The organism is Ruegeria sp. AL11 (assembly GCF_056540865.1).
This window is the reverse complement of the sequence record NZ_JBQFXO010000007.1, coordinates 272779-295155: the sequence shown is the minus strand read 5'-3', so window position 1 is coordinate 295155 and position 22377 is coordinate 272779. Positions and strand designations below refer to the sequence as shown.

Here is a 22377-nt window from a genome sequence, read left to right as displayed (position 1 = left end):
CGTTTGTCTTACGCGTCCACATTCAGCAACCCGGTTCAACGATGGGCAATCAAAGCGATCGAGTTGGCTACAAGCAAGCTCCATTTGTTGCGTCGCATCCGAAAATTCGAGGCAATGGGCGTGCCCGCTGGGCAACCCTTCTGGGGGCAGGCCCTCAAGGTGATGGGCATCGCGCTGCAAACGCCCGATGAAGAAATTCGTCAAATCCCGAGCAAAGGGCCCGTAGTGGTTGTCGCCAATCACCCGCACGGACTTGTCGACGGCATGATCCTGGCCGAACTGATCGGTCAGGTCCGAACCGACTATAAAATTCTAACGCGGTCTCTGCTGACGGGTGTGGTTGAGATTGACCAGTTCATGATCCCAGTGCCCTTCGATCATGAACCCGACGCTCTTGAAAAGAGCCTGGAAATGCGCCGAAAAGCTATGGAGCATCTTGCAAACGGAGGGTTGATCGCATTGTTCCCTTCCGGGGTTGTTGCCTCGTCGGACAGTTGGTGGGGGCCTGCGGTCGAACGCGAATGGAATCCCTTTACAGCCAAACTTATCCAGCGCTCTGGCGCTACAGTTGTCCCCATTCGCTTTCCCGGACGCAACAGTCGCGCATATCAAATCGCCAGCAATGTCTCCGCCACACTGCGCCAAGGGTTGCTTTTGTACGAGGTGCGGCATGCCTTGGATAAACCCCAGCGACCGATCGTCGGTGACCCTATTGAGAGAGACGAAATTGATGAACGGGCTGGCAATCCTCGGGAACTGCTCGAGTTTCTAAGACGGCGCACTGTCTCTTTGACCAGTTGATACTGATCTCCAGTAGAGCCAACTAAAAAGAGAGCAGTTCAGGCAGGCGTGACTGTTAAGTTCCTACAACTATTGCTCATTGCGCCCTAAATATAACGTTTGGTTCATGGGCTAGGACGACATGCAGTTTGTTCTGCATTGTGGTCTGCGCTTTTGCCGCAAACAGAGCTTCAAATAGAAAGAAAATCGACTGCGTAGACCACGACCACTTCTAGAAACCTAGGTCATGCCCGGCCATATTTGACGACCCCGTTTCGGCCAATAGTGCCGAAATTTGTCACGCAAAGAAGGAGCGCTAAGAAAACAGGTTTTGCTTTAGGTTTGAGCATGCTTGCAGCTCCAAAGGCTTCCAAAGTTGTCAAACCGATGCTTTTCCTATTGGCCTCAACGTAGGTTCTCATTTCTGCTCATCTGGGATTGCGCCTGTCATCCGCCTTGGTGATCAAACAAATTCTATGTTAGGGAAAGGCGCGCTCTGGTTCTTGAAGTGCAAATCAAATTAGAACGACGATTCCAACAAAGGGAGAAATTAAATGTTTGAAAACAAAAGAACTGTTCGTGCGCCTGATGGCCGTCTGATCACCATCGATCAATCCGGAGTTTTTGCTCAACCTGAAACCAATTCTTCACATCGCCACTCTGCGATCGCTGCCGAAAACGTATGCCACGGTGACCCTTCGCAGGTCGGTGCCAAGATTGACCCCGGTCAGCATGGAGCCAAAATTGACCCGTCTCAGCTGGGTGCAAAGATTGATCCGGGCCAAATTGGTGCCAAGATTGACCCGGGCCAACACGGAGCCAAAATTGACCCGTCTCAACTGGGAGCAAAGATTGATCCGGCCCAAGTCGGGGCGAAGATTCAACCAACTGCTTAGAGCCAGTCAAAGCAACGTATGTGAGTGTTGGCTCATGCCTTTGAGCCAACATTCGTGTCGCGCAGTATGAATCTTCATTGCGCGCACTGATAGGTTGTTCCCAGTCGCGTGAGAACTTGGTTTGAAACAATATTTTGATGGGACACATCGCATTCGCTCGCCCAAGCAGACGGTTGAGCTATTGCGGGACCTGTTTCCGGTTTTTGGCATTACGCGTATAGCGGATGTCACGGGGCTTGATCGTGTTGGGCTACCGACAACCGTCGTATGCAGGCCAAACTCGCGATCAATGGCCGTTTCTCAAGGGAAGGGCGTGACATATGACGCTGCGGTCGCTTCTGCCGTGATGGAGTCCATCGAGATTTTCCACGCAGAACGCATTGTGGCTCCTGTCATACTCGCGAGCCTAGAAGATATCAGATACACACACAGCGTTTTGCCCGTTGATCTGTTGCCGCTTAGCAATGAGGTGGAGTTTGATCCTTTCTCGCCAAACCTCTGGATCGAAATGCAACTATTGACGGGTTCCGGAAATGTGTGGGTTCCCTACGAATTGGTTCATACAAACTACACGCGCCCTCTGCCACCCGGGAGCGGGTTCTTCCTGTCGAGTTCGAACGGTCTGGCCTCGGGCAACTCACTTTCCGAGGCAAAGTTGCATGGCTTGTGTGAGGTGATTGAACGGGATGCTGTTGCGCTATGGTCGCATTTGCCGTGGCCGGAACGAGATGCGCGTCGGATTGATCAACGGACTATAGAAGATCTCGGTTTGTGCCAGACCCTACGCAAGTTCAAAGACGCCGACATAAGTTTGGCGATTTGGGACGTTACGACGGAGATCGGCGTGCCCGCCTACTTGGTATGGGCATGTGAAAACGGAAACGTGCCGGTACTTCTCTCGCGCCCATCTGTCGGCGCAGGGTGCCACCCGTGTCGGCAGATCGCACTCTCTCGCGCTCTGACAGAAGCTGCGCAGGAACGGCTGACATTGATCACGGGCGCGCGTGATGATCTGCACTCGGACTATTACTCGGAGATGAAGTTCCAAGAAACGATTGCCCGACCTGGATGCCTGAGTTTTGACTCCAGGCAGTCGTATGAAAGCAAATCTCCCGAGGGAGATCTTGTTTGGCTCAAATCGCGGTTGACTGCAGCTGGACTAGACGGTGCCTGCTTCATCGACATTACAGCCGACTATGTCTCCGATCACATCGCAGTTGTACGGGTGCTCGTCCCCGGGTTGGAGGGGCCACATGATGACCCACGCTACACGCCGGGCTCGCGTGCGCAAAACGCATCAGAGTTGATGCAATGACCGTTTTTGTTTTCTGCGGCCCCACCATTCACGAAAGTGAAGCCAAACAGATTTTAGCGGCTGAGTATCTGCCGCCGGCGGCTCAGGGGGATGTATTGAATGCGGTGTCGCGAAAGCCACGCGCCATAGGAATAATTGACGGCTATTTTCAGTTCACACCCTCCGTGCTGCACAAGGAAATACTCTGGGCGCTTGATCAAGGAATACACGTGTTCGGCAGCTCCAGCATGGGCGCGTTGCGGGCGGCGGAACTGCATAGTTTTGGCATGAAAGGGGTCGGCCGCATCTTTGAGGAATACCGCGACGGTCGATTAACGCGTGACGACGAGGTCGCCTTGAATCACGGACCTGCCGAACTGAAATACCCGTCTCTATCAGAGCCGCTTGTAAACATCAGAGCAACGCTAGAGGTTGCTTCGGAAAACAAAGTCATTTCCCAAGAAACGGCCGATAAGCTCCTGAATCTAATGGATCAAGAGTATTTCTCCAACCGCTCGTACAAACATATGCTGCACCTCGGCGAACAGCACAGTGTGCAAGCCGATGAATTGCTTCGGCTTGAGCGATGGCTTGAGAGCAACACGGTCAATCAGAAGAAAATTGATGCGATCGAAATGCTTCATTCTATGGACACATTTTTACGCGAAACACCTTTTCCGTTCACTGCGCGCTTTCGGCTGGAACGAACATCAATATTTGATCAGCTCACATCATGATAGCTCGCCTCAAACCATCGCAACTCTACGCCAATGGTCCAGCTTACTTTGCGCTTGGCGTGTTTTTTATGTCTGCGATGGATGCGGTCGCCAAGGTGCTTTCCGGGACGTATTCCGGCCTTCAGATCATCTTGTTTGAAAGCGCCTTTGGCCTTTTGTTCTTCCTTTTGTTCATTGCGCCTCGAAACTGGAGATCCTTGGCTTCACCAAGATGGCCGCTATTGATGGCCAGAGGGGTGCTGACCCTAGGCACAATGTACTTTTTCATTTCCGGTCTTCAAAACTTGCCGCTTGCCGAAGTGACCATGATCTTCATGGTCGCGCCTATCTTTTCGATGGTCTTGTCTTCACTTGTGTTTCGAGAACATCCCGGGCTTCAACAACTACTTGCACTCGTTTCAGGCGCTATGGGCGCTTTACTTTTGATACGCCCGCCGGGCCTAGGTCTTAACGTGGCAGCCTTTTTTCCATTGGCGGCGGCGTTGTGTAGCGCACTCGGCTTAATCACGGCGCGTGCCCTTTCAAGACGGGATACACCTGAAGCAATCGCTGGATATGAGTATCTCATGGTCTTTGCCGCAGCCGCTGTTTTGGTTCCCTATGGGAGCTACGTTCCAGGCTCTTCCGACCTCTGGCTCGTTGGCTTGCTGGGTGTTTGTGGCGCTTTGTGTGTGTATTTCAGAACGTCAGCATGTTCCTTCTCACCAATTAGTACGCTGGCCTCGATTGAGTATTCCGGAATGCTCTGGGCAGTATTCTTCGGATATTTGATCTGGAATACCTTGCCCGATTTGTGGGGCTGGATAGGCGCTGGCCTCATCACAATTGGCGGTCTTTTGGCCAACAAAACCAAAGAGAGCGCAACTCTTGTCTAAAGATAGGATTTTTGGCGAAAGCCGCCTTTTCGTATATGAACCGGGGCAGACATATACTAACCTGCGTGACCTTATCCCATGGTGACAAGCGACTGGTAAGTCAGGCTTGCGATTTGCCCGTATAGAAATCAGTCAATTCTTCCGCCAGCGATTTGTAGAGTTGATGCACGTCTTCGATTTCCGGAACTTCTAGCTGATCGATCCTTTCCAGAAATGGGCAGTTCACAACGCTGATTGCCTTCCCTTCGTGGTCCAGCACAGGGTAGGCGAGGTTCGTCACCCCAACCGCTGTGGCTGATGGCATTTGCTCATAACCCCACTCGCGTATGCGGGCAACATGCTCCTTGAATTCAACGACGTCCAATTCCGGCTCACCTTGCGCCAGCCTGTGATTCTCCAGCAGGTCGTCGAGGTCGGCGTCACTGCGAAACGCTGCAAGAACACGGCCGGTGCCAGTATTCCCAAGGCCAATCACGGTTCCGACGCGCAACGCCAAGCCCCAGTTCCCGGGTGAGGCGATCGAAGCGACAACAACTATGTCTCCATTGCTCTCCATACCCATATGGCAGGATTGCCAGGCCTTTCGCGTTACGGCCCGCATTTTGGGTGTCGCCATCTCAAGTAACCGCTCGACCGGAGGATACCTTTGGGAAATCGCAAACATTTTCAGGCTGAGCGAATAGAGATCATCGCCAGAGGACCGGATCACATAACCGCGTCGCACCAGTGTGGACAACATCCGGTAAATTTCGCTCTGGGACCGATCCAGAGCGCGTGCAATGTCGCCTTGTGCCAGGCCGTCGGCATGCAGCGATAGCAACTCGATGATGTCCAAACCCTTCTCTAGGGCAGGGGCACGATATTTCTCTGAAGTTGCCGACACGTATTCCTCCCAATTCGCGCTTGCGGGCGAATGTGTGAGCAAAGTGCCTTGAATGCGCAGTGGATGTCAATATTGATTTATATGTGAATAGATGTTTTACATACGAAAAAGATGGCACACGAGAGTCGCCAAAAAAGAACTAAGGGAGAAGCAAGTGATGAATTCGTATTGTAATATTAGTAGCTTGCTTGAAAGCTGCGCTGTTTTGCGTGCTGGGGCAACGCATGCCGAATCGAACTGTGGATCGTTCGTCGAAGCTGCAGAAAATACACGGCTTTGCGTATGATCACGGGGCTCGAAGATATCTCCGATGGCAAGATTTGTATCAGCAGTCGGGTGGTCAACGACCTGCCTCCGTGTGAAAGTAACATCGCGATGATGTTCCAGAACGACGCGCTGTACCCATATATGACTGTGCGCGAGAATCTGGGCTTCACGCTGCAGATCGCCAAGCGCCCCGAGGCCGAAATTACCAAGGTCGTGACCGAGGTCGCGGCGATCCTTGAGCCGGACGAATTGATGGGCGACAAACCAGCGGAACTGACCGGTGGTCAGCGCCAGCGCGTCGCCAATACCATCGTCTACGTGACCCACGATCTGGTTGAGGCGATGACGCTGGACGACCACATCGTTCTGAAGGATGCGCTCACGGTCCCGGCCTCGGCACGCGATCATGTAAGCGCGGGACATGTGGTTCAATTCGGCTGCCGCGCCGACAATCTCACGCAAGTCGGCCACGCGGTCGAGGAAAAGGGCGCTTTGGTCGATCTGGAGCTCCCGGTTGCACTGGAAGAACCGTTGGGCATCGAAACCTTTATGTTTGCCGGGCTGGCGGGGGTCGAGGTTCAGGCCAAGACGTTCAATCCGCACCAGGTGGAGCAGGGTGAGACGCTGCCATTCCATCTGGTTCTCGACAAATGCCACGTCTGCGACGCGGCCACCGGCGAGGCGCTGAGAGGGTAAGCAACCATGGCCACCATCACCCATATCGAACTGCGCATGATCGACCTGATCCCAAAGGTGAAACGGGTCGATGCCATTCAGTCCTTTGTCAGTCAGGAAACGCCCATTGTGACCGTGACCGACAGCGACGGGGCAAAGGGTGTGGGCTATTGCTATACCATCGGCACCGGCGGCCCGTCGGTTATGGCGCTGCTTGAAAAAACGCTGGCACCCGCTCTGATCGGGCGCGATGCGGACCGGATCGAAGGCATCTGGCGCGATCTGTTGTTCCTGACACATGCGACGGCGGTGGGGGCGATCACTTCGCTTGCTTTGGCCGCGATTGATACCGCTCTTTGGGATTTGCGCTGCCGCAAACAAGGGCTGCCGCTGTGGAAAGCCGCGGGGGGATCGCGGGATCGCGTCCCGCTCTATTCGACCGAGGGCGGTTGGCTGCATCTGGACACACAGGCCTTGGTCGATGACGCGCTGTCGATGCAGGGGCAGGGGTTCCGTGGCTCGAAAATCAAGATCGGGCGCGACCAACTAAGCGAGGATGCTGCCCGTTTGGCTGCGGTGCGTGAAGCGGTTGGGCCGGGATATGAAATCCTAACCGATGGCAATCAGGGCTTTACCCTGTCCGAAGCGATCCGCCGAGCTCAGGTTTTGGAAGACTATAGTATCGCCTGGTTCGAGGAGCCTCTACCCGCGGATGACGTCGCAGGCCATGCCGAACTGTCGCAACGGACCTCGGTGCCGATAGCCGTCGGCGAAAGCATATACTCGCTGAGCCAGTTCAAGGACTATTTACACGCGGGTGCGGCCAGTATTGTGCAGGTTGATGTGGCGCGGATCGGAGGCATTACCCCATGGTTGAAAGTGGCGCATCTGGCCGAGGCGTATAACGTCATGGTCTGCCCGCATTTTTTGATGGAACTGCATCTGCCACTGGTCTGTGCGATACCAAATGCAAAATGGCTGGAATACATCCCACAACTCGACAGCGTTACGACGGACGCGATACGCATTGAGGATGGGCTTGCCTTTCCGTCAGATGTGCCCGGGCTTGGTATCGCGTGGGACTGGCAGGCAATCACTGCCCAGTCCACGCCGATGGAGATCAGGGAGGGCGCATGATGCAAGGTATGGCCATGGTGATCGCAGCGAAGCCCAAAAAGCTATACGAATACAAGCGTCTGCACGCTGCCTTCTGGCCGGATGTGCTGGCTCAGATCGCCAAAAGCAATATCCGCAACTACACGATCATTTTGCGTCAACCCGAGAACCTGCTGTTTGGGGACTGGGAATATCACGACACCGATTTCAAAGGGGATATGGCCGTATGGCGCAAGACCCCAAAACGCGGGAATGGTGGAGTTTCACCGACCCTTGCCAAAACCCTCTGCCCAGCCGCGCCGAAGGCGAGCAATGGGCTCCCATGATTGAAGTATTCCATACGGATTGAGGACGACATGACCAAACCACAGGGCCGTCTGGCCGGAAAGAAAGCACTGATAACCGCAGCAGGGCAGGGCATTGGACGCGCCAGCGTCGAAAAATACGTGGCCGAAGGCGCGCAGGTGATTGCCTGCGACATCAACGATGCAACTCTTGCGGAACTGGCTGCGATCGAGGGTGTGACGGCTCTGAAACTGGACGTCACCGATGCAGAGGCTGTAGCCGAGGTCGTTGCAACCACCGGAGCGCTGGACGTTTTGTTCAACTGCGCAGGGTTCGTTGGGGCTGGTTCGATCCTCGAATGCGACGATGACCAGTGGGATTTCAGTTTTGATCTGAACGTCAAGGCGATGTACCGGCTAGCCAAGCTGGTTCTGCCCGGCATGTTGGAGAATGGCGGTGGTTCGATCATCAACATGTCTTCGGTCGCGTCGTCGATCAAAGGCGTGCCGAACCGCTTTTCGTACTGCGCGTCCAAAGCGGCCGTGATTGGCCTGACGAAATCGATCGCGGCCGACTTCATCACGCAGGGCATCCGCTGCAACGCGATCTGCCCTGGCACCGTAGATAGCCCCAGCCTACACGACCGCCTGCGCGCGACCGGCGACTACGAGCAGGCGATGAAAGACTTCATCGCGCGCCAGCCCATGGGCCGTATCGGTCACGCAGACGAGGTTGCCGCCTTGGCCGTCTATCTGGGCAGCGATGAGACCGCATTCACCACCGGACAGACCTTCGCCATCGATGGCGGCTGGACCGTTTGATCAGGGAGATTTGAGATGAAACTGCTGCGTTACGGTCCGGTCGGACAAGAAAAACCCGGCCTTATGGATGAAAATGGCATGATCCGCGATTTGTCGGGTGTCATTGACGATATAGCGGGCGACGCGTTGTCCGATGCCGGGCTTGATGCCTTGCGCGCGTTGAATGTGGATGCTCTGCCCGAGGTCGAAGGTACCCCCCGTATCGGCGCCTGCGTCGGTCAGGTGGGTAAGTTCATCTGCATCGGCCTGAACTATGCCGACCACGCCGCCGAAAGCGGCATGGCCCTGCCCGAGGAGCCGGTGATCTTTTTCAAGGCCACCTCAGCCATCATTGGGCCAGACGACATGGTCGAAATCCCGCGCGGATCGGTCAAAACCGATTGGGAAGTCGAACTGGGCGTGGTGATCGGCAAACACACCAAATACGTCTCCGTCGAGGAGGCGCTGGACCACGTCGCGGGCTATTGCGTGGTCAACGACCTGTCGGAACGCGACTTCCAGCTGCACCGCTCGGGCCAGTGGGTCAAGGGCAAGTCCGCCGACACGTTTGGCCCCATCGGCCCATGGCTGGTGACGCGTGATGAGGTGTCGGACCCGCAGAACCTGCCGATGTATCTTGAGGTGAACGGGCACCGGTATCAGGACGGCTCGACAAAAACGATGCATTTTGACGTAGCAACCGTGATCTCGCACTTGTCGCAATTCATGTCACTGCAACCCGGCGATGTGATCTCAACCGGAACGCCTCCGGGCGTGGGTATGGGGCAGGACCCGCAAACCTATCTGAAACCCGGCGACCGGATGGAGTTGGGGATCGAAGGTTTGGGCGTTCAGCGCCAAACCGTTGAGGCGAGCAAATGACCCAGATAACCGGCATTCGCACCGAGGACTTGCGGTTCCCGACCTCGGACAATCTGGATGGCTCAGATGCGATGAACCCTGATCCCGACTACTCCGCCGCCTATGTGGTGCTGGAAACTGACGGCGCGCATGAGGGTCACGGACTGACCTTCACTATTGGCCGCGGCAATGAGATCTGTGTAGCCGCGATCGAAGCCCTCGGTGCGTTGGTAAAAGGGCTGGAACTGGACTGGATCATCGAAGATATGGGCCTGTTCTGGCGTCATATCACCGGTGACAGCCAGCTGCGCTGGATTGGTCCCGACAAGGGGGCGATCCACCTAGCGACTGGTGCGGTCGTGAACGCGGCTTGGGATCTATGGGCCAAAGAGGCGGGCAAACCCGTCTGGCAATTGGTCAGCGAGATGAGCCCCGAAGAGATCGTGCGCCTGATCGACTTCCGCTATCTGACCGATGCGATCACTCCGGATGAGGCGCTGGCGCTGCTTCGCGCCGCTGAACCGGGCAAAGCGGAGCGTATCGCCAAACTGAAGGCCGAGGGCTATCCCTGCTACACGACCTCGGCGGGCTGGCTGGGCTATCCCGACGACAAGCTGCGCCGCCTGTGCCATGAGGCCTAGGAGGCGGGCTTTACTCATACTAAGTTCAAAGTTAGCCGCGATCTGGACGACGACATTCGCCGCCTGACCATCGCACGTGAAGTATTGGGCGAAGACATTAACATCATGATTGACGCCAATCAGGTGTGGGAGGTCGATCAGGCGATCCACTGGGTCAAGGCCCTGTCCTTTGCGCGCCCCTTCTTCATTGAAGAACCCACAAGCCCTGATGACGTTTTTGGCCACAAGACGATCCGCGAGGGCGTCGCACCGGTCAAAGTAGCGACCGGCGAGATGTGCCAGAACCGGATCATGTTCAAGCAGTTCATCAAGGAAGGCGCGATCGACATCGTTCAGATCGACAGCTGCCGAATGGGAGGGCTGAACGAGGTGCTCGCTGTCATGCTGATGGCGGCGAAATACGATCTGCCGGTTTGGCCCCATGCCGGGGGTGTGGGCCTGTGCGAATACGTCCAGCATATGTCGATGATCGACTACGTCGCGATCTCGGGCGAGAAGGACAGCAAGCGGATCGAGCATGTCGATCACCTGCATGAGCACTTTATCGACCCCTGCGCGGTGAAGAACGGAGCCTATTTGGCGCCGGAGCAGCCCGGGTTCTCGATCGAGATGAAACCCGACAGCATCAGAGAATTTCGGTTCCTGCCCCCAATGGCAGCGGAATAAACCCCTATGGCCTGCCTCTAATAAAAACATCAATCGAGCTGCGCTTTACCCGACCTGAAGAAGATACAAAACGTTCTACTTTGGGAATACGGCCTTTGAGGCCGCCTGTTTGTTTTGCTTGCTGCAACCGAGGCTCTGGCGCAACGCCGGATTACTGCAAGAATCTTTGACCCGCTGTAAACCAACCATTCCACCGCCCAAGAACTAGTTTAAATACCCGAAGCATACCACTACGGAAGGGTGATTGAGTGGTCATGGGGCTAAACCGAAACCTTTAAAGCGAACTGGCCAAGACGCTTCGATGGACTCGCCTTAGTCGCCTCTAACGTATTTATCGCGCAGGGCTTTTACGAACGTGGAACGAACTACAGTTAAACCTACGTTGCATTGCGTGATCAGGTAAAGGCATCTCTTCATGCGGCCACGAACATATCTTTGTACCGGTCACGTAGGACGTTCTTTTGAACCTTTCCCATGGTGTTGCGGGGAAGCTCATCCATCAGGATCAACTTCCGGGGGTGTTTGAACCGCGCGAGGCTGTTGCACACAGCAACCTGCATCTGTTCAAGGTTGGGCGTCTCGCCCGGTTCCGCGACAATCACACCAAGAACCGTTTCACCGAAGTCCGGGTGGGGTACGCCGACGACGGCGCTTTCAAACACGCCGGGTTGTTCATCGAGCACCAGTTCAATCTCCTTGGGGTAGATGTTGTAGCCGCCTGAGATGATCAGGTCCTTGTTTCGGCCCACGATCTGGACATAGCCCTTTTCATCGATCCGGCCCAAATCGCCGGTGATGAAAAAACCGTTTTCGCGTAGCTCGGCGGCAGTTTTTTCCGGCATTTGCCAATAGCCTTTGAATACGTTTGGTCCGCGCACCTCGATCTCTCCGATCTCGCCATTGGGCAGGGCGTTGCCGTCAGAGTCGCAGATTTTCAGTTCAACCCCGGGCAGCGGCACGCCAACGGTGCCTGCGCGACGCTCCCCTTCATAGGGGTTTGACGTATTCATGTTGGTTTCAGTCATGCCATAGCGTTCGAGTATGCGGTGACCGGTACGCTGTTCGAACTGCACATGCGTTTCCGCCAGCAAAGGCGCGGAACCGGAAACAAACAGGCGCATGTGTTCGGCCAGTTCCCTTGTGAACCGATCGTCATCCAACAGGCGGGTGTAGAAAGTGGGCACGCCCATCATTGTAGTGGCCTGAGGCATCTGACGGATAACCTCGTCCAGATCGAACTTAGGCATGAAAAAAATGCTACTGCCCGCAGCCAGTGACACGTTAGTTGCCACAAACAGTCCGTGAGTGTGAAAGATCGGCAGCGCGTGCAGCAGCACGTCGTCGGATGTGAAACGCCATTCTTCGACGAGCGTTTCGGCATTCGACAACAGGTTGTTCTGGGTCAACATCGCGCCTTTGGACCGGCCCGTGGTGCCCGATGTGTAAAGAAACGCCGCCAAATCCTCGCCGTCCCGATCGACTGTGTCGAAACTGATAGGCATAGCCGATGCCTTTTCCATCAGGCTACCGCTGCCATCCGCGTTCAGGGTCTCTACGCGCGCGCTCAGTTGCGCGCCAATGGGGGCAAGTTTCTCTTCACTTTTGGCGTCACAGACAATCAGCGAGGCACCGCTGTTTTCAATAAAGTAGGTCAGCTCATCGACGGTATAGGCGGTATTCAAGGGTAAAAACACCAGGCCGGCCTGCGCGCAAGCGGCATAGAGGGCCAGCGCTTCTGCTGATTTCTCGATCTGCGCCGCAACCCGGTCGCCGGGCTTTAGGCCTAACTGTGTGGTCAGGTGGGCGATCTGCGCTGCGGTGCTTAAAAAGTCCTGATGCGTTATCACCGAACCGTCGAGCAGATGCAAAAAAGGTGTGTCTTTGCCGGCGTGAGCGCCGAACAAACCGTCATAGAGAGGATTGGCCATAGGGATTACCTTTCCTGTGTCGATGTGAGAGAGGCGGACGCGGCAAGCGATTTGACCTCGGTCGAGGCGATCACCTCGCGGGTATTCGCAAATTGCTCGTGGTTCTGCGCCACGCGGCTGAGGTCATAAAGATAGTTGACCATGGTGCCGCCGGACTGTGCCCGGCCCTTGTCCGAGGTATCGGCATCCGCATGAACCGCATGAACCAGCGCACCGTTGCCAAGATGGAACCGCGCCACCGGGTCGAAAGGCATGTTGCCCCGGCCTTCGGCGTTCAGCAGGTAATGCGCCGCCAGCGCCTTCATCTGATCGGGCCTTTCGATGTCCCATTCAATTTTTTCCTGCGTCAGCCACTTGCTCAGGCCAGGAATGGGCGACAGGGTGACAAAGGTCTTCAGCCCCGACAATTCTGCCGCCAGATCCGAGGCCACCTGCTTGATCAGCGAGTTGCCGAACGAGATGCTGGCCAACCCGGCCTGACAATTCGAGATCGAGTAGAACACAGCCGTATCCGCCTGATCCTGCGGCAGCGGATCGCGGTCTTCGGCGAGCAGCGCCTGAACCGAGCCCGGGATGCCTTGGTTCAGCGCCACTTCGACAAAGATCAATGGCTCGTCGGGCATTGCGGGGTGGAAGAAAGCAAAGCAGCGTCGGTCGGTTGGCTCGAGCCTGCGGCGCAGATCATCCCAGCTGTCGATGGCGTGGACCGCCTCATAAGCGATGATCTTTTCCAAAATATGCGCCGGGCTTTCCCAGTTGATCGGGCGCAGCACCAGAAAGCCACGGTTGAACCAGCTGGCGAATAGATGCCTGAAATCCAGATCCAGCGCCTGCAACTCGGGCTCCTTGCCGCCCAACCGCAGCAGGTCGGCGCGCATCTGAACCAGCGCGCCGGTGGCACCGGGCACCCGGTTCAATCGGCGGATCAATTCCTGCCGGGCCGGTTCCACCGCAGCTGCGAAGCTGCGATAGGTGGCTTTCGAGGGATCGCGTTCGTATTCATCCAGTGATGAGCGCACCGCCTCGGGGTCGATATTCATGGCGGTGGCGAGATAGCGGAAGCACTCCAGCTTGTCGTCATCGCTCAGCGTATCGAACCGATTCAAGATTTCCTCGGCCAGCGCCAGCCCCGAGGTCTCGCCCGCTGACCCGACCAGCGCATCGGCCAGTTCGGTCAGCGGGCGGCCGTCTAGGGCCGCCGCGCCCGAGCGGCGATAACGCCGCTCGAACACGGTGGACAGAAGATCCGCTAGCAGGGTCATACCGCCGCTCCCATCACGAGGTCAGGCAGCCAGGTGGCCAGACCGGGGAACAGGCAGAGCAGGACAATCGCAATTACCATGCAGGCTACGAAGGGGAGGGAGCCTGTCAGGATGGTCTTCAGCGAGATGTCGGGCGCGATGCCGTTGATCACATAGAGGTTAAGGCCGACAGGGGGCGAGATCAGGCCAATCTCCATGTTGATGGTCAGTACAACCGCAAACCAGATCGGGTCGAAGCCAGCTGTGGTGATGATCGGCAGCAAAATCGGTGCCGCCATCAGAATTACAGCCACGGGCGGCAGGAAGAACCCGGCGATCAGCAGGAACACGTTGACCGCACCCATCAGAACCCAACGGTTCACATCCAGTGTACCGATCCATTCGGCAATCGCCTGTGTGATGAACAGCGAGCTGAGCATGTACGAGAACACACCGGCAGCGGCGATGATGAAGAGGATCATCACGCTTTCCTTGGTGCTGTCGCGCAGCACGACCCAGATGTCCTTGGGGTTCCACAGCTTGTATATGACCATTGCGATCAGCAGGCAGAGCAGGGCGCCAACGGCAGCCGTTTCCGATGGCGTGGCGATACCGCCATACATGGCGTACAGCACACCCAGAATGATGCCGAGGAAGGGTAGAACCCGCGGCAGGATCTCGAAGCGTTCACCCCAGGTGTAGCTTCCAGACCCCAGACGGGTGGCGTCACCGGATTTCCAGGTCGAATAAAGCGACCAGGCCATGAACAGACCAACCAGCATCAGGCCGGGGATCACGCCGGCCAAAAACAGGCGACCAATCGAGGTCTCGGTGGCGATGCCGTAGACGATCATGGTGACCGAGGGCGGGATCAAGATGCCAAGCGTACCACCTGCGGCGATGGAACCTGCGGCAACGCCGTCGGGATAGCCGCGCTTGCGCATCTCAGGGATGCCCATCTTACCAATTGCGGCACAGGTTGCGGGTGACGATCCGGACATGGCCGCGAACAAAGCGCAGGCGCCAAGGTTGGATACGACCAACCCTCCGGGTACACGGGTCAGCCAGCGTTCCAAGGCTTCGTACAAGTCGGCTCCGGCCCTCGTCGACGCGATGGACGCCCCCATGATGATGAACATCGGGATCGACAGAAGGGCAAAGTTATCCAGCTTTCCGAACAGAATCTCGGGCATAAGTTCCAGCGAACGCGGGCCGTCGAAGACAATCAGAAACCCGGCTGAAACTATCAGCAAACCGATGGCGACCGACACGCCCGAAAACAGAACAAGGATGGTGGCGATGGCGACAATGGCGCCGAGCAGAAGGGGGTCCATTGGCTTTACTCCAGACCAAAGGGTTTATCGATGCCAAGCAGGACGGCGACGAGGTCAGCGATTAGCTGAAGCAGCAGCAGTCCAAAGCCGACCGGGATAGACAGGTAAGGAATCCACAGCCGCACACCCCATACGGTGTCGGATTTCCAGCCACGCTCCCATGCGAAGTGCCAATACTCGTAGCCGTAGAACAGCATGACCGAGACGATGGCGATGGACAGGGCCGAGGTCAGGATCGCCATAAAATAGCGGGGGCGCGGGGCCAACGAGATCGGGATCAGGTCGACATTCACATGCCCGCGCAGGCGTTGCACATAAGGTAGACCGACGAGGGTGGCGGCGATGACAAGATAGATGACCGCTTCGGTTTGCCAGATGGTCGAGCCATTCAGGACAAAACGCACGACGATCATTTGGCAAGTGATGGCGACGGCAGCAACGATCATGGCTGCGGAACACCATCCGGCCAGTGTTGAAAGCGCAGCGACAAGGCGAAGGAAAGGATTGTTCCCGGTATGGGAAGCAACGGCAGAGCTATGGCCAGCCATTTGCGTCTCCTGATAATTGAGATGCAATTAAGTCTGAAGATCAGAACTGAGATCGGTGCCGGGCGGCGGAAGGGCCGCCCAGGCGAGAAAGGGTCACTCGACCGCCAGAGCCTTGTCCAGCAGCTCCTGCCCGTCCGGGACTTCTTCCACGAACGCCTTATAGGATGTTTCCTGCGCCAGAGCGCGCCATGCTTCGAAGTCTTCGGCGCTCATTTCGGCGATCTCGACGCCCGCTTCGGCGAAGACTTTGGCCGAGTTTGCGTCCTGCTTCTTGGCTTCTTCCAGATAGTAAGTCTGTGCCTTTTCAGACGCGGCAAGCAATGCAGCTTGCTGATCTTCATTCAGCCCGTCGAAGGTGGATTTGTTCATCAGCAATGGCTGGTACATGAACCACAGGGCAACGTCGCCCGCTGGCGTATAGCAGCTGACCTGTTCGTAGATGCGATAGCTAACAAATGACGATGACGAAGTGTTGGCCGCCTGCAAAACACCGGTCTGCATCGCGTTGTAGATCTCCGATGACGCCATCGAGGCGATCGAAGCATCGGCCCCGGCCAGCATTTGCTCAAAGGATTTACCTGCTGCACGGGTCTGCAAGCCGGCGATGTCTTCGGGCTTGGTGATGCACTTGTCCTTTCCGGCAAAGCCACCGGCCAGATAGCCATGGACCAGAACCATCACGTCATCCTCGGCCATCTTCTCTTCCAACGCTTCCATGAAAGGAGAGTCGGAGAGACGCGCTGCGTGATCGTGGTTTTTCACCAGACCAGGCATTAAAGTCAGGTTATAGGCGGGCTGCTGACCACCGGCATAGCTGAGCGGCAGAACTGTCATGTCCAGCTGACCTCGGCTGAGCGGCTTGTACTGCTCGCGCGGTTTGAACAGCGATTTTGAGCCGAAAATCTTAATCTCCAGATCAACATCGGCGGCGGCAACCTCATCGGCCACGATCTGGGCGACCTGGTGACGGATGTCCTTGTTGGACCACTGGTGCGACAGGCGCAGCTCTTTTGCGGATACAAGCGAGCCGGCGGATACAAGCGCTGCTACAGCAACGGCTGTCTTAAAAATGGTTTTCATTATTTCCTCCCTGGTTCGACCCGGCGTACCGGGGTCAGGGTATGCTTAAGCCGGTTCTGTTTTTTAGTCAACGTTTTTGTATACAAGATCATTGCTCTTGAATTTTTCGTAGATTGAGTCCTATACATAATCCTATGGACCTACGACTTGCCGATAATATCGCCCAGGAACTGGAAGAGTTGATCTTTGACGGTACATTCTCAGATGGCGACCGTCTGGATGAGGTCAAATTGGCCGAAAAGTTTGGAGTCTCGAGAACGCCACTTAGAGAAGCATTTCAACGACTTGCGCTGTCGGGCTTGGTCGATCTCATTCCACGCCGTGGTGCTTTTGTGCGACAGCCGGGTCCGGTCGAACTGATGGAGATGTTCGAGGTCATGGCCGAGCTCGAAGCTGTCTGCGGCCGACTTGCCGCCATGCGTATATCCGAGGACGCCCTGAAAGATCTGACGGACGCCAACACGAGATGTCAGCAGGCCGTCGATGCTGGTGATCCAGACACGTACTACCTCGAAAACGAACGGTTTCATCGCATTATCTACAAGCAGTCCGGGAATTCGTTTCTGGAACAGGAGGCCTCCAAGCTGCATCGGCGCCTTAAACCTTTCCGGCGGCAACAGCTTCGATTTCGTGGCCGTATGACGCAGTCGATGTCCGAACATCAGGACATCGTTCGCGCACTTGAGGACGGCTTGGCAGACGATACCGCCAATGCACTCCGCTCCCATGTCGCCGTGCAAGGCGAGAAGTTCCACAACCTGATGGCATCGCTTAAAAACACTGCTGAGCGATAAGCGGGCGGGGATTCACCACCTGCAACCACTCAACCTAGTTCAGTTCCGGCGTAGGCGAATGCTTGGCAATGCCATGTGACACGTTTCATCGGTCAGAACGCGGTTGCTCTCCTCACATTCAAAATATCGCATTGAACAACAACACGGTTCTGGCACAATTGCTGCGGCAGTCAAAATGGTAGGGTTATCGGCTATGCAATACTCATGGATTGATAAGTTCAAAGGTCTCAGCCGCCTACCGGATACTGTACGTGCTGATCTGATCAGCGGTAGCCAGATCGTCAACGTTCCCGCTGGCACCCAGATATTCGCGCCAGGCCAAACGGCTGACAATCTATTGCTTCTTTTGGAGGGAACCGTCCGGGTTCAGCAGAAATCTGAGACCGGGCGCGAGGTGTTCCTCTACCGTGTTCACGCCGGTGAAAGCTGTGTGCTGACCACGGCGTGTATGCTGGCTTTTGAAGACTATTCCGCCGACGGCATTGCCGAGACAGACGTTTCAGCGGTGGCTATCCCGCGACAAACGTTCGACGATCTGGTTGCGAAATCCCCTGTGTTTCGCGAGTTCGTCTTTTCAGCTTACTCACGCCGGATCACCGATCTCTTTACTTTGATCGACGATATCGTGTTCAAGCGTATGGACGTACGGCTGGCTTCTCGGCTGCTAGAGCTGGCAGGGCAAGGCGCGACCGTACACGCAACGCATGCCGTGTTGGGTACAGAGCTGGGCACGGCGCGCGAAGTGATCTCGCGTACTTTGGCGGAATTCCAACGCCGTGGCTGGGTGGAACAGTCGCGTGGCGAAGTCTGCCTGACCGACCGTGAGGGGCTAGAACGCTTGGCAAGATCGGCGACGCCCGAGGTCTGACTTCAAACTTTGAATTTGTTTGGTTCGTTTGGTGACCATGTCACCAAAGCTGTGATCCGCGCTGTGCAAGTGTCAACTCACTGATTCCCGACGGAGTGTGACATGACCACAAATATGGGCAAACTTGACCGCGCGTTGCGCATTCTGATTGCTGCGATGCTTTTATACATGGCTTTGGGCACGAGCGTGCTGGGGGCCGGACTCCTGTTCTGGCTGGCATTGATCGTGGCGGGTGTGTTCACCCTGACGGCCTTTGTCGGCAACTGCCCGCTTTACCGCATCGTTGGACTCAAGACCTGTCAGGACTGCTGATGATCGAGACAGCATTTACCCCTTGGGCGTCGCTGACAGGCGGCGTTCTGATTGGAGTGGCCTCGGTTCTGCTGATGTTGCTGATTGGGCGCGTGATGGGGGCAACCGGTGTTTTGGCCGGGCTGTTGCGGCCTGCATCGTCCAGTGATTTTGCCTGGCGCGCTGCGTTGTTGGCCGGCATGGCAACCGGCCCCTTGGTGGTGTGGTTAGTGTCTGGGCAGACGCCTCAGGTACAGGTGCCGATCTCCACTGCCGCGTTTGTTCTGGGCGGAGTGATTGTCGGTGTCGGCGTGACCCTGGGTGGAGGCTGCACCTCGGGCCACGGCGTGTGCGGAATGGCCAGGCTTAGCGTGCGCTCGATCACAGCCACAGCAACGTTCATGCTGTTCGCCTTTGCCACCGTTTTCGTCACACGCCACGTTTTCGGAGGATAAAGCTTGAAACTTATCGCAACCTATCTGATCGGTCTGGTCTTCGGTGTCGGCATCTCGCTTTCCGGCATGGCCAACCCAGCCAAGGTGCTGAATTTCTTCGACCTGTTTGGTGCCTGGGACCCGTCCCTGATCTTTGTCATGGGAGGCGCGCTGATAACCACCTTTGTCGGCTACATGATGGTCTTCGGCCGCGCCGCGCCGGTGTTTGAACCTGCGTTTCATTTGCCATCGGCGCGAAAGATCGACGCCAAGCTCGTCGGTGGGTCCGCCCTGTTCGGCATCGGTTGGGGCATCGCCGGATTCTGCCCGGGTGGCGCATTGCCCGCACTGGGCACGGGCCGATGGGAGGTCTTTGCCTTCGTCGGTGCCTTGGTTGTGGGCGTCGCCCTCGGCAAGGGCCTGCAGGCGGCGCTGGCTCCTGATTTGCAAACACATAACTGAGTTAAGACCCGGAGGAGACAAGATATGGCCACTTGCCCTGTAAACATGGCGACCAAGCCAGACGTATTTGCGTTCTTTGACGCTGCAACGAACACGATCAGCTACATCGTGAAAGACCCGGACTCGAGCGCTTGCGCGATCGTCGACAGTGTCATGGATATCGACTATGCGGCCGGGCGTATCACCTTTGACCACGCGGATGAACTGATCCGGACCGTGGTCGACAGGGACCTTCAGCTGGAGTGGATTATCGAAACCCATGTGCATGCCGATCATCTGTCCGCTGCGCCGTATATTCAGGAAAAACTCGGGGGCAGGATCGGGGTCGGCTCCAAGATCACGGTGGTGCAGGACACGTTCGGCAAGGTCTTCAACGAAGGGACCGAGTTTCAACGAGACGGCTCGCAATTCGATGCTCTGTTCGAAGATGGCGACACCTATATGATTGGCAATATGCAGGCCTACGCCATGTACACGCCCGGACACACGCCAGCCTGCATGGTTCATGTCATGGGTGATGCGGCCTTTGTTGGGGATACGCTGTTCATGCCGGATGGCGGCTCCGCCCGGGCCGATTTTCCGGGCGGCGACGCAAGCGTTTTATATGACTCGATCCAGAAAGTTCTGGCATTGCCGGATGAAACGCGTCTGTTCATGTGCCACGACTATGGGCCGAACGGGCGCGATATTGCCTGGGAAACCAGCGTAGCCGAAGAAAAGGCCCACAACATCCACGTTGGCGGTGGCAAGACAAAGGAAGAATTCGTCAAGTTCCGCACCGAACGTGATGCAACGCTGGCGATGCCAAACCTCATTATCCCTTCACTGCAGGTCAACATGAGAGCAGGCGAGGTGCCCAAGGATCCCGACGGCAACCCGATGCTCAAAGTGCCTGTAAACGCCCTCTGACAGGCCAGAAGGAGAACAGAGATGGAGTTTCGCACGTTATCACCCAAATTCACCGTCAGCCCTCAGATCTCGGTCGAGGATGTCGGGACAATCGCTGCGCGGGGTTTCCGCGCGATCATCTGCAATCGGCCAGATGGCGAAGGGGCGGATCAGCCCTCGTTCAAGGAAATCGCCGCCTCGGCCAAGGCCGCAGGGATCGAAGCCCGCTATGTTCCCGTGCAATCAGGCATGGTGAAAGATCAGGATGTCGAGGCGTTTGGCGCAGCGCTTGAGGACCTGCAACGCCCGGTGTTTGCCTATTGTCGCACCGGGACACGCTCGGCCACGCTATGGTCCTTTCACGAGGCTATGAAACGGCCGATTGCCGAAATCCTGACAGCCACCAAGGCAGCGGGCTACGACATGAACGGCGTGGCCCGCCGGATCGCAAATGGCGGCAAGACCCCAACAGATACGGGCGACGCCCATTTTCAGGTTGTTATTGTCGGCGCGGGGGCAGGGGGGATCTCGGTCGCTGCCAGTCTGAAATCGAGGCAACCCGATCTGGATATTGCCGTCATTGATCCGGCGGATGTTCACTACTACCAGCCCGGTTGGACCATGGTGGGCGGCGGTATCTTTGATGCCCAGACGACGGCCAAGACCATGGGCAGTCTGATCCCCAAAGGCGTGCATTGGATCAAGGCGGCCGTCGCTGCGTTTGAGCCGGAAAGCAACGCCGTCGTTTTGGATGGTTGCCGAGTGGTGAAATACGACCGACTTGTCGTCTGCCCGGGTCTGAAGCTGGATTGGGGCAAGGTCGAGGGGCTAGAGGAAACTCTTGGCCGCAACGGCGTAACCTCGAACTATCGCTATGATCTTGCACCATATACGTGGCAGTTGGTGCGTGAGATGCAAAAGGCCAGGGCAATTTTTACCCAGCCACCGATGCCAATCAAATGTGCCGGTGCGCCGCAAAAGGCCATGTACCTATCCGGCGACACCTGGTCTCGGCGGGGCGTTTTGAACGACATTGACATCCAGTTCATGAACGCGGGCGGAGTGCTGTTCGGCGTCAAGGACTATGTCCCGGCGCTAGAACGCTATGTAAAAAAATACGACGCTTCGTTGAACTTTTTCCATAACCTCGTTGCCATCGACGGGCCTGCAAAGACGGCGGTGTTCGAGGTGACCCAACCAGATAGTGAACAGCGCAAGGTCGAAGTGTCATTCGACATGATCCATGTCTGCCCACCGCAAACCGCTCCAGATTTCGTGCGGGTGTCACCGCTTGCAGATGCGGCGGGGTGGGTCGATGTCGATCAGGCCACGCTGAGGCACAAGAGCTATGACAATATATGGTCTTTGGGTGATGTAATGAATGCACCGAATGCCAAAACAGCGGCGGCAGCACGCAAGCAAGCGCCCACCGTGGCGGATAACATCGTGGCTGACATCGCAGGTCGGTCTGCCACGGCGCAATACGATGGCTATGGCTCGTGCCCGCTGACCGTCGAACGCGGCAAGATCGTCTTGGCAGAGTTCGGCTATGGTGGAGCGCTCAAGCCCAGTTTTCCGCGATTTCTGTTAGATGGCACTAAACCCAGTCGTTTGGCGTGGTTTCTGAAGGAAAGCGTGCTGCCGCCGATCTATTGGAAGGCAATGCTGCGTGGCAAGGAATGGATGGCGCATCCGGAAAAACTGAACGTGGCCCCGGAATAGCCCTGCGCATC

Annotated in this window: 23 protein-coding genes and 2 pseudogenes; 19 read left to right on the top strand and 6 right to left on the bottom strand. The window is 56.5% G+C overall.

What is annotated here, in order from left to right:
* The first annotated feature begins 162 nt into the window (after positions 1 to 162).
* From ACR0IP_RS13580 to ACR0IP_RS13560, 5 genes are all read left to right on the top strand, one after another.
* Complete coding sequence (locus ACR0IP_RS13580) at positions 163 to 801, top strand: lysophospholipid acyltransferase family protein (protein ID WP_480526087.1); 639 nt, start codon at positions 163 to 165, stop codon at positions 799 to 801.
* A 533-nt stretch (positions 802 to 1334) separates the two neighbouring features.
* The gene (locus ACR0IP_RS13575) at positions 1335 to 1676 is read left to right on the top strand and encodes a hypothetical protein (protein ID WP_480526085.1); all 342 of its coding nucleotides are present in this window, start codon (positions 1335 to 1337) and stop codon (positions 1674 to 1676) included.
* A gap of 121 nt (positions 1677 to 1797) precedes the next feature.
* A complete protein-coding gene (locus ACR0IP_RS13570) occupies positions 1798 to 2991 on the top strand; it encodes a YcaO-like family protein (RefSeq protein ID WP_480526083.1) in 1194 nt (397 codons plus the stop codon).
* Positions 2988 to 3707 carry a TfuA-like protein gene (locus tag ACR0IP_RS13565; protein WP_170378196.1) on the top strand — a complete coding sequence of 240 codons (720 nt, stop codon included), beginning with the start codon at positions 2988 to 2990 and terminating at the stop codon, positions 3705 to 3707. The genes ACR0IP_RS13570 and ACR0IP_RS13565 overlap by 4 nt, the downstream gene beginning before the upstream one ends.
* Complete coding sequence (locus ACR0IP_RS13560; RefSeq protein WP_480526081.1) at positions 3704 to 4582, top strand: DMT family transporter; 879 nt, start codon at positions 3704 to 3706, stop codon at positions 4580 to 4582. Before ACR0IP_RS13565 ends, ACR0IP_RS13560 begins: the two co-directional genes overlap by 4 nt.
* Positions 4583 to 4682: 100 nt before the next feature.
* Here ACR0IP_RS13560 and ACR0IP_RS13555 read toward each other — a convergent pair whose 3' ends face one another.
* Positions 4683 to 5465, bottom strand: coding sequence for an IclR family transcriptional regulator (locus tag ACR0IP_RS13555; protein ID WP_480526079.1), 783 nt, complete (start codon positions 5463 to 5465; stop codon positions 4683 to 4685).
* Positions 5466 to 5741: 276 nt separating this feature from the next.
* On the opposite strand from ACR0IP_RS13555, the gene ACR0IP_RS13550 reads away from it, so the two are divergent.
* The 7 genes and pseudogenes from ACR0IP_RS13550 to ACR0IP_RS13520 form a co-directional block, all read left to right on the top strand.
* Entirely contained in the window at positions 5742 to 6428 is a 687-nt protein-coding gene (locus ACR0IP_RS13550) for an ATP-binding cassette domain-containing protein (protein ID WP_480526077.1), read from the top strand.
* A 6-nt stretch (positions 6429 to 6434) separates the two neighbouring features.
* The gene (locus tag ACR0IP_RS13545) at positions 6435 to 7544 is read left to right on the top strand and encodes a mandelate racemase/muconate lactonizing enzyme family protein (RefSeq protein ID WP_170689164.1); all 1110 of its coding nucleotides are present in this window, start codon (positions 6435 to 6437) and stop codon (positions 7542 to 7544) included.
* A pseudogene (locus ACR0IP_RS13540) lies at positions 7541 to 7872 on the top strand (L-rhamnose mutarotase). The gene ACR0IP_RS13545 and the pseudogene ACR0IP_RS13540 overlap by 4 nt, the downstream one beginning before the upstream one ends.
* A 7-nt stretch (positions 7873 to 7879) precedes the next feature.
* Positions 7880 to 8629 carry an SDR family oxidoreductase gene (locus ACR0IP_RS13535; protein WP_170467603.1) on the top strand — a complete coding sequence of 250 codons (750 nt, stop codon included), beginning with the start codon at positions 7880 to 7882 and terminating at the stop codon, positions 8627 to 8629.
* Positions 8630 to 8644: 15 nt separating this feature from the next.
* Positions 8645 to 9490, top strand: a complete 846-nt coding sequence (locus ACR0IP_RS13530; protein WP_480526074.1) for a fumarylacetoacetate hydrolase family protein — start codon at positions 8645 to 8647, stop codon at positions 9488 to 9490.
* Positions 9487 to 10110 (top strand): enolase-like domain-containing protein, encoded by a 624-nt coding sequence (locus ACR0IP_RS13525; RefSeq protein ID WP_480526072.1) that lies wholly within the window; start codon positions 9487 to 9489, stop codon positions 10108 to 10110. The genes ACR0IP_RS13530 and ACR0IP_RS13525 overlap by 4 nt, the downstream gene beginning before the upstream one ends.
* Before the next feature lie 15 nt (positions 10111 to 10125).
* Positions 10126 to 10776 (top strand): annotated as a pseudogene (locus ACR0IP_RS13520) (enolase C-terminal domain-like protein); the annotation flags it as partial.
* A 413-nt stretch (positions 10777 to 11189) separates the two neighbouring features.
* On the opposite strand, the gene ACR0IP_RS13515 reads toward ACR0IP_RS13520, so the two are convergent.
* The 5 genes from ACR0IP_RS13515 to dctP all read right to left on the bottom strand — a co-directional run bounded on the left by ACR0IP_RS13515 (position 11190) and on the right by dctP (position 16907).
* Complete coding sequence (locus ACR0IP_RS13515) at positions 11190 to 12704, bottom strand: malonate--CoA ligase (RefSeq protein WP_480526071.1); 1515 nt, start codon at positions 12702 to 12704, stop codon at positions 11190 to 11192.
* Between the two features lie 5 nt (positions 12705 to 12709).
* A complete protein-coding gene (locus ACR0IP_RS13510) occupies positions 12710 to 13966 on the bottom strand; it encodes a malonyl-CoA decarboxylase (protein ID WP_170689159.1) in 1257 nt (418 codons plus the stop codon).
* A complete protein-coding gene (locus ACR0IP_RS13505) occupies positions 13963 to 15279 on the bottom strand; it encodes a TRAP transporter large permease (protein ID WP_170689158.1) in 1317 nt (438 codons plus the stop codon). Before ACR0IP_RS13505 ends, ACR0IP_RS13510 begins: the two co-directional genes overlap by 4 nt.
* A gap of 5 nt (positions 15280 to 15284) precedes the next feature.
* Positions 15285 to 15827: a TRAP transporter small permease gene (locus ACR0IP_RS13500; RefSeq protein WP_170378218.1), complete on the bottom strand. Its 543-nt coding sequence runs from the start codon at positions 15825 to 15827 to the stop codon at positions 15285 to 15287.
* A gap of 93 nt (positions 15828 to 15920) precedes the next feature.
* Positions 15921 to 16907, bottom strand: a complete 987-nt coding sequence (gene dctP / locus ACR0IP_RS13495; RefSeq protein WP_170378220.1) for a TRAP transporter substrate-binding protein DctP — start codon at positions 16905 to 16907, stop codon at positions 15921 to 15923.
* A 134-nt stretch (positions 16908 to 17041) separates the two neighbouring features.
* Here dctP and ACR0IP_RS13490 point away from each other — a divergent pair, with 134 nt between their 5' ends.
* The 7 genes from ACR0IP_RS13490 to ACR0IP_RS13460 all read left to right on the top strand — a co-directional run bounded on the left by ACR0IP_RS13490 (position 17042) and on the right by ACR0IP_RS13460 (position 22366).
* Positions 17042 to 17701: a GntR family transcriptional regulator gene (locus ACR0IP_RS13490; RefSeq protein ID WP_170378222.1), complete on the top strand. Its 660-nt coding sequence runs from the start codon at positions 17042 to 17044 to the stop codon at positions 17699 to 17701.
* Positions 17702 to 17894: 193 nt separating this feature from the next.
* Positions 17895 to 18569, top strand: coding sequence for a Crp/Fnr family transcriptional regulator (locus ACR0IP_RS13485; protein ID WP_170378224.1), 675 nt, complete (start codon positions 17895 to 17897; stop codon positions 18567 to 18569).
* A 102-nt stretch (positions 18570 to 18671) separates the two neighbouring features.
* Complete coding sequence (locus tag ACR0IP_RS13480; protein WP_170642229.1) at positions 18672 to 18881, top strand: YgaP family membrane protein; 210 nt, start codon at positions 18672 to 18674, stop codon at positions 18879 to 18881.
* A complete protein-coding gene (locus ACR0IP_RS13475; RefSeq protein ID WP_480526067.1) occupies positions 18881 to 19315 on the top strand; it encodes a YeeE/YedE family protein in 435 nt (144 codons plus the stop codon). Before ACR0IP_RS13480 ends, ACR0IP_RS13475 begins: the two co-directional genes overlap by 1 nt.
* Positions 19316 to 19318: 3 nt before the next feature.
* On the top strand, positions 19319 to 19756 hold the full coding sequence (locus ACR0IP_RS13470; RefSeq protein WP_480526065.1) for a DUF6691 family protein: 438 nt from the start codon (positions 19319 to 19321) through the stop codon (positions 19754 to 19756).
* A 24-nt stretch (positions 19757 to 19780) separates the two neighbouring features.
* Entirely contained in the window at positions 19781 to 20665 is an 885-nt protein-coding gene (locus tag ACR0IP_RS13465) for an MBL fold metallo-hydrolase (protein WP_480526063.1), read from the top strand.
* A 21-nt stretch (positions 20666 to 20686) separates the two neighbouring features.
* On the top strand, positions 20687 to 22366 hold the full coding sequence (locus tag ACR0IP_RS13460) for a bifunctional protein tyrosine phosphatase family protein/NAD(P)/FAD-dependent oxidoreductase (protein ID WP_480526061.1): 1680 nt from the start codon (positions 20687 to 20689) through the stop codon (positions 22364 to 22366).
* The last annotated feature ends 11 nt before the right edge of the window (positions 22367 to 22377 follow it).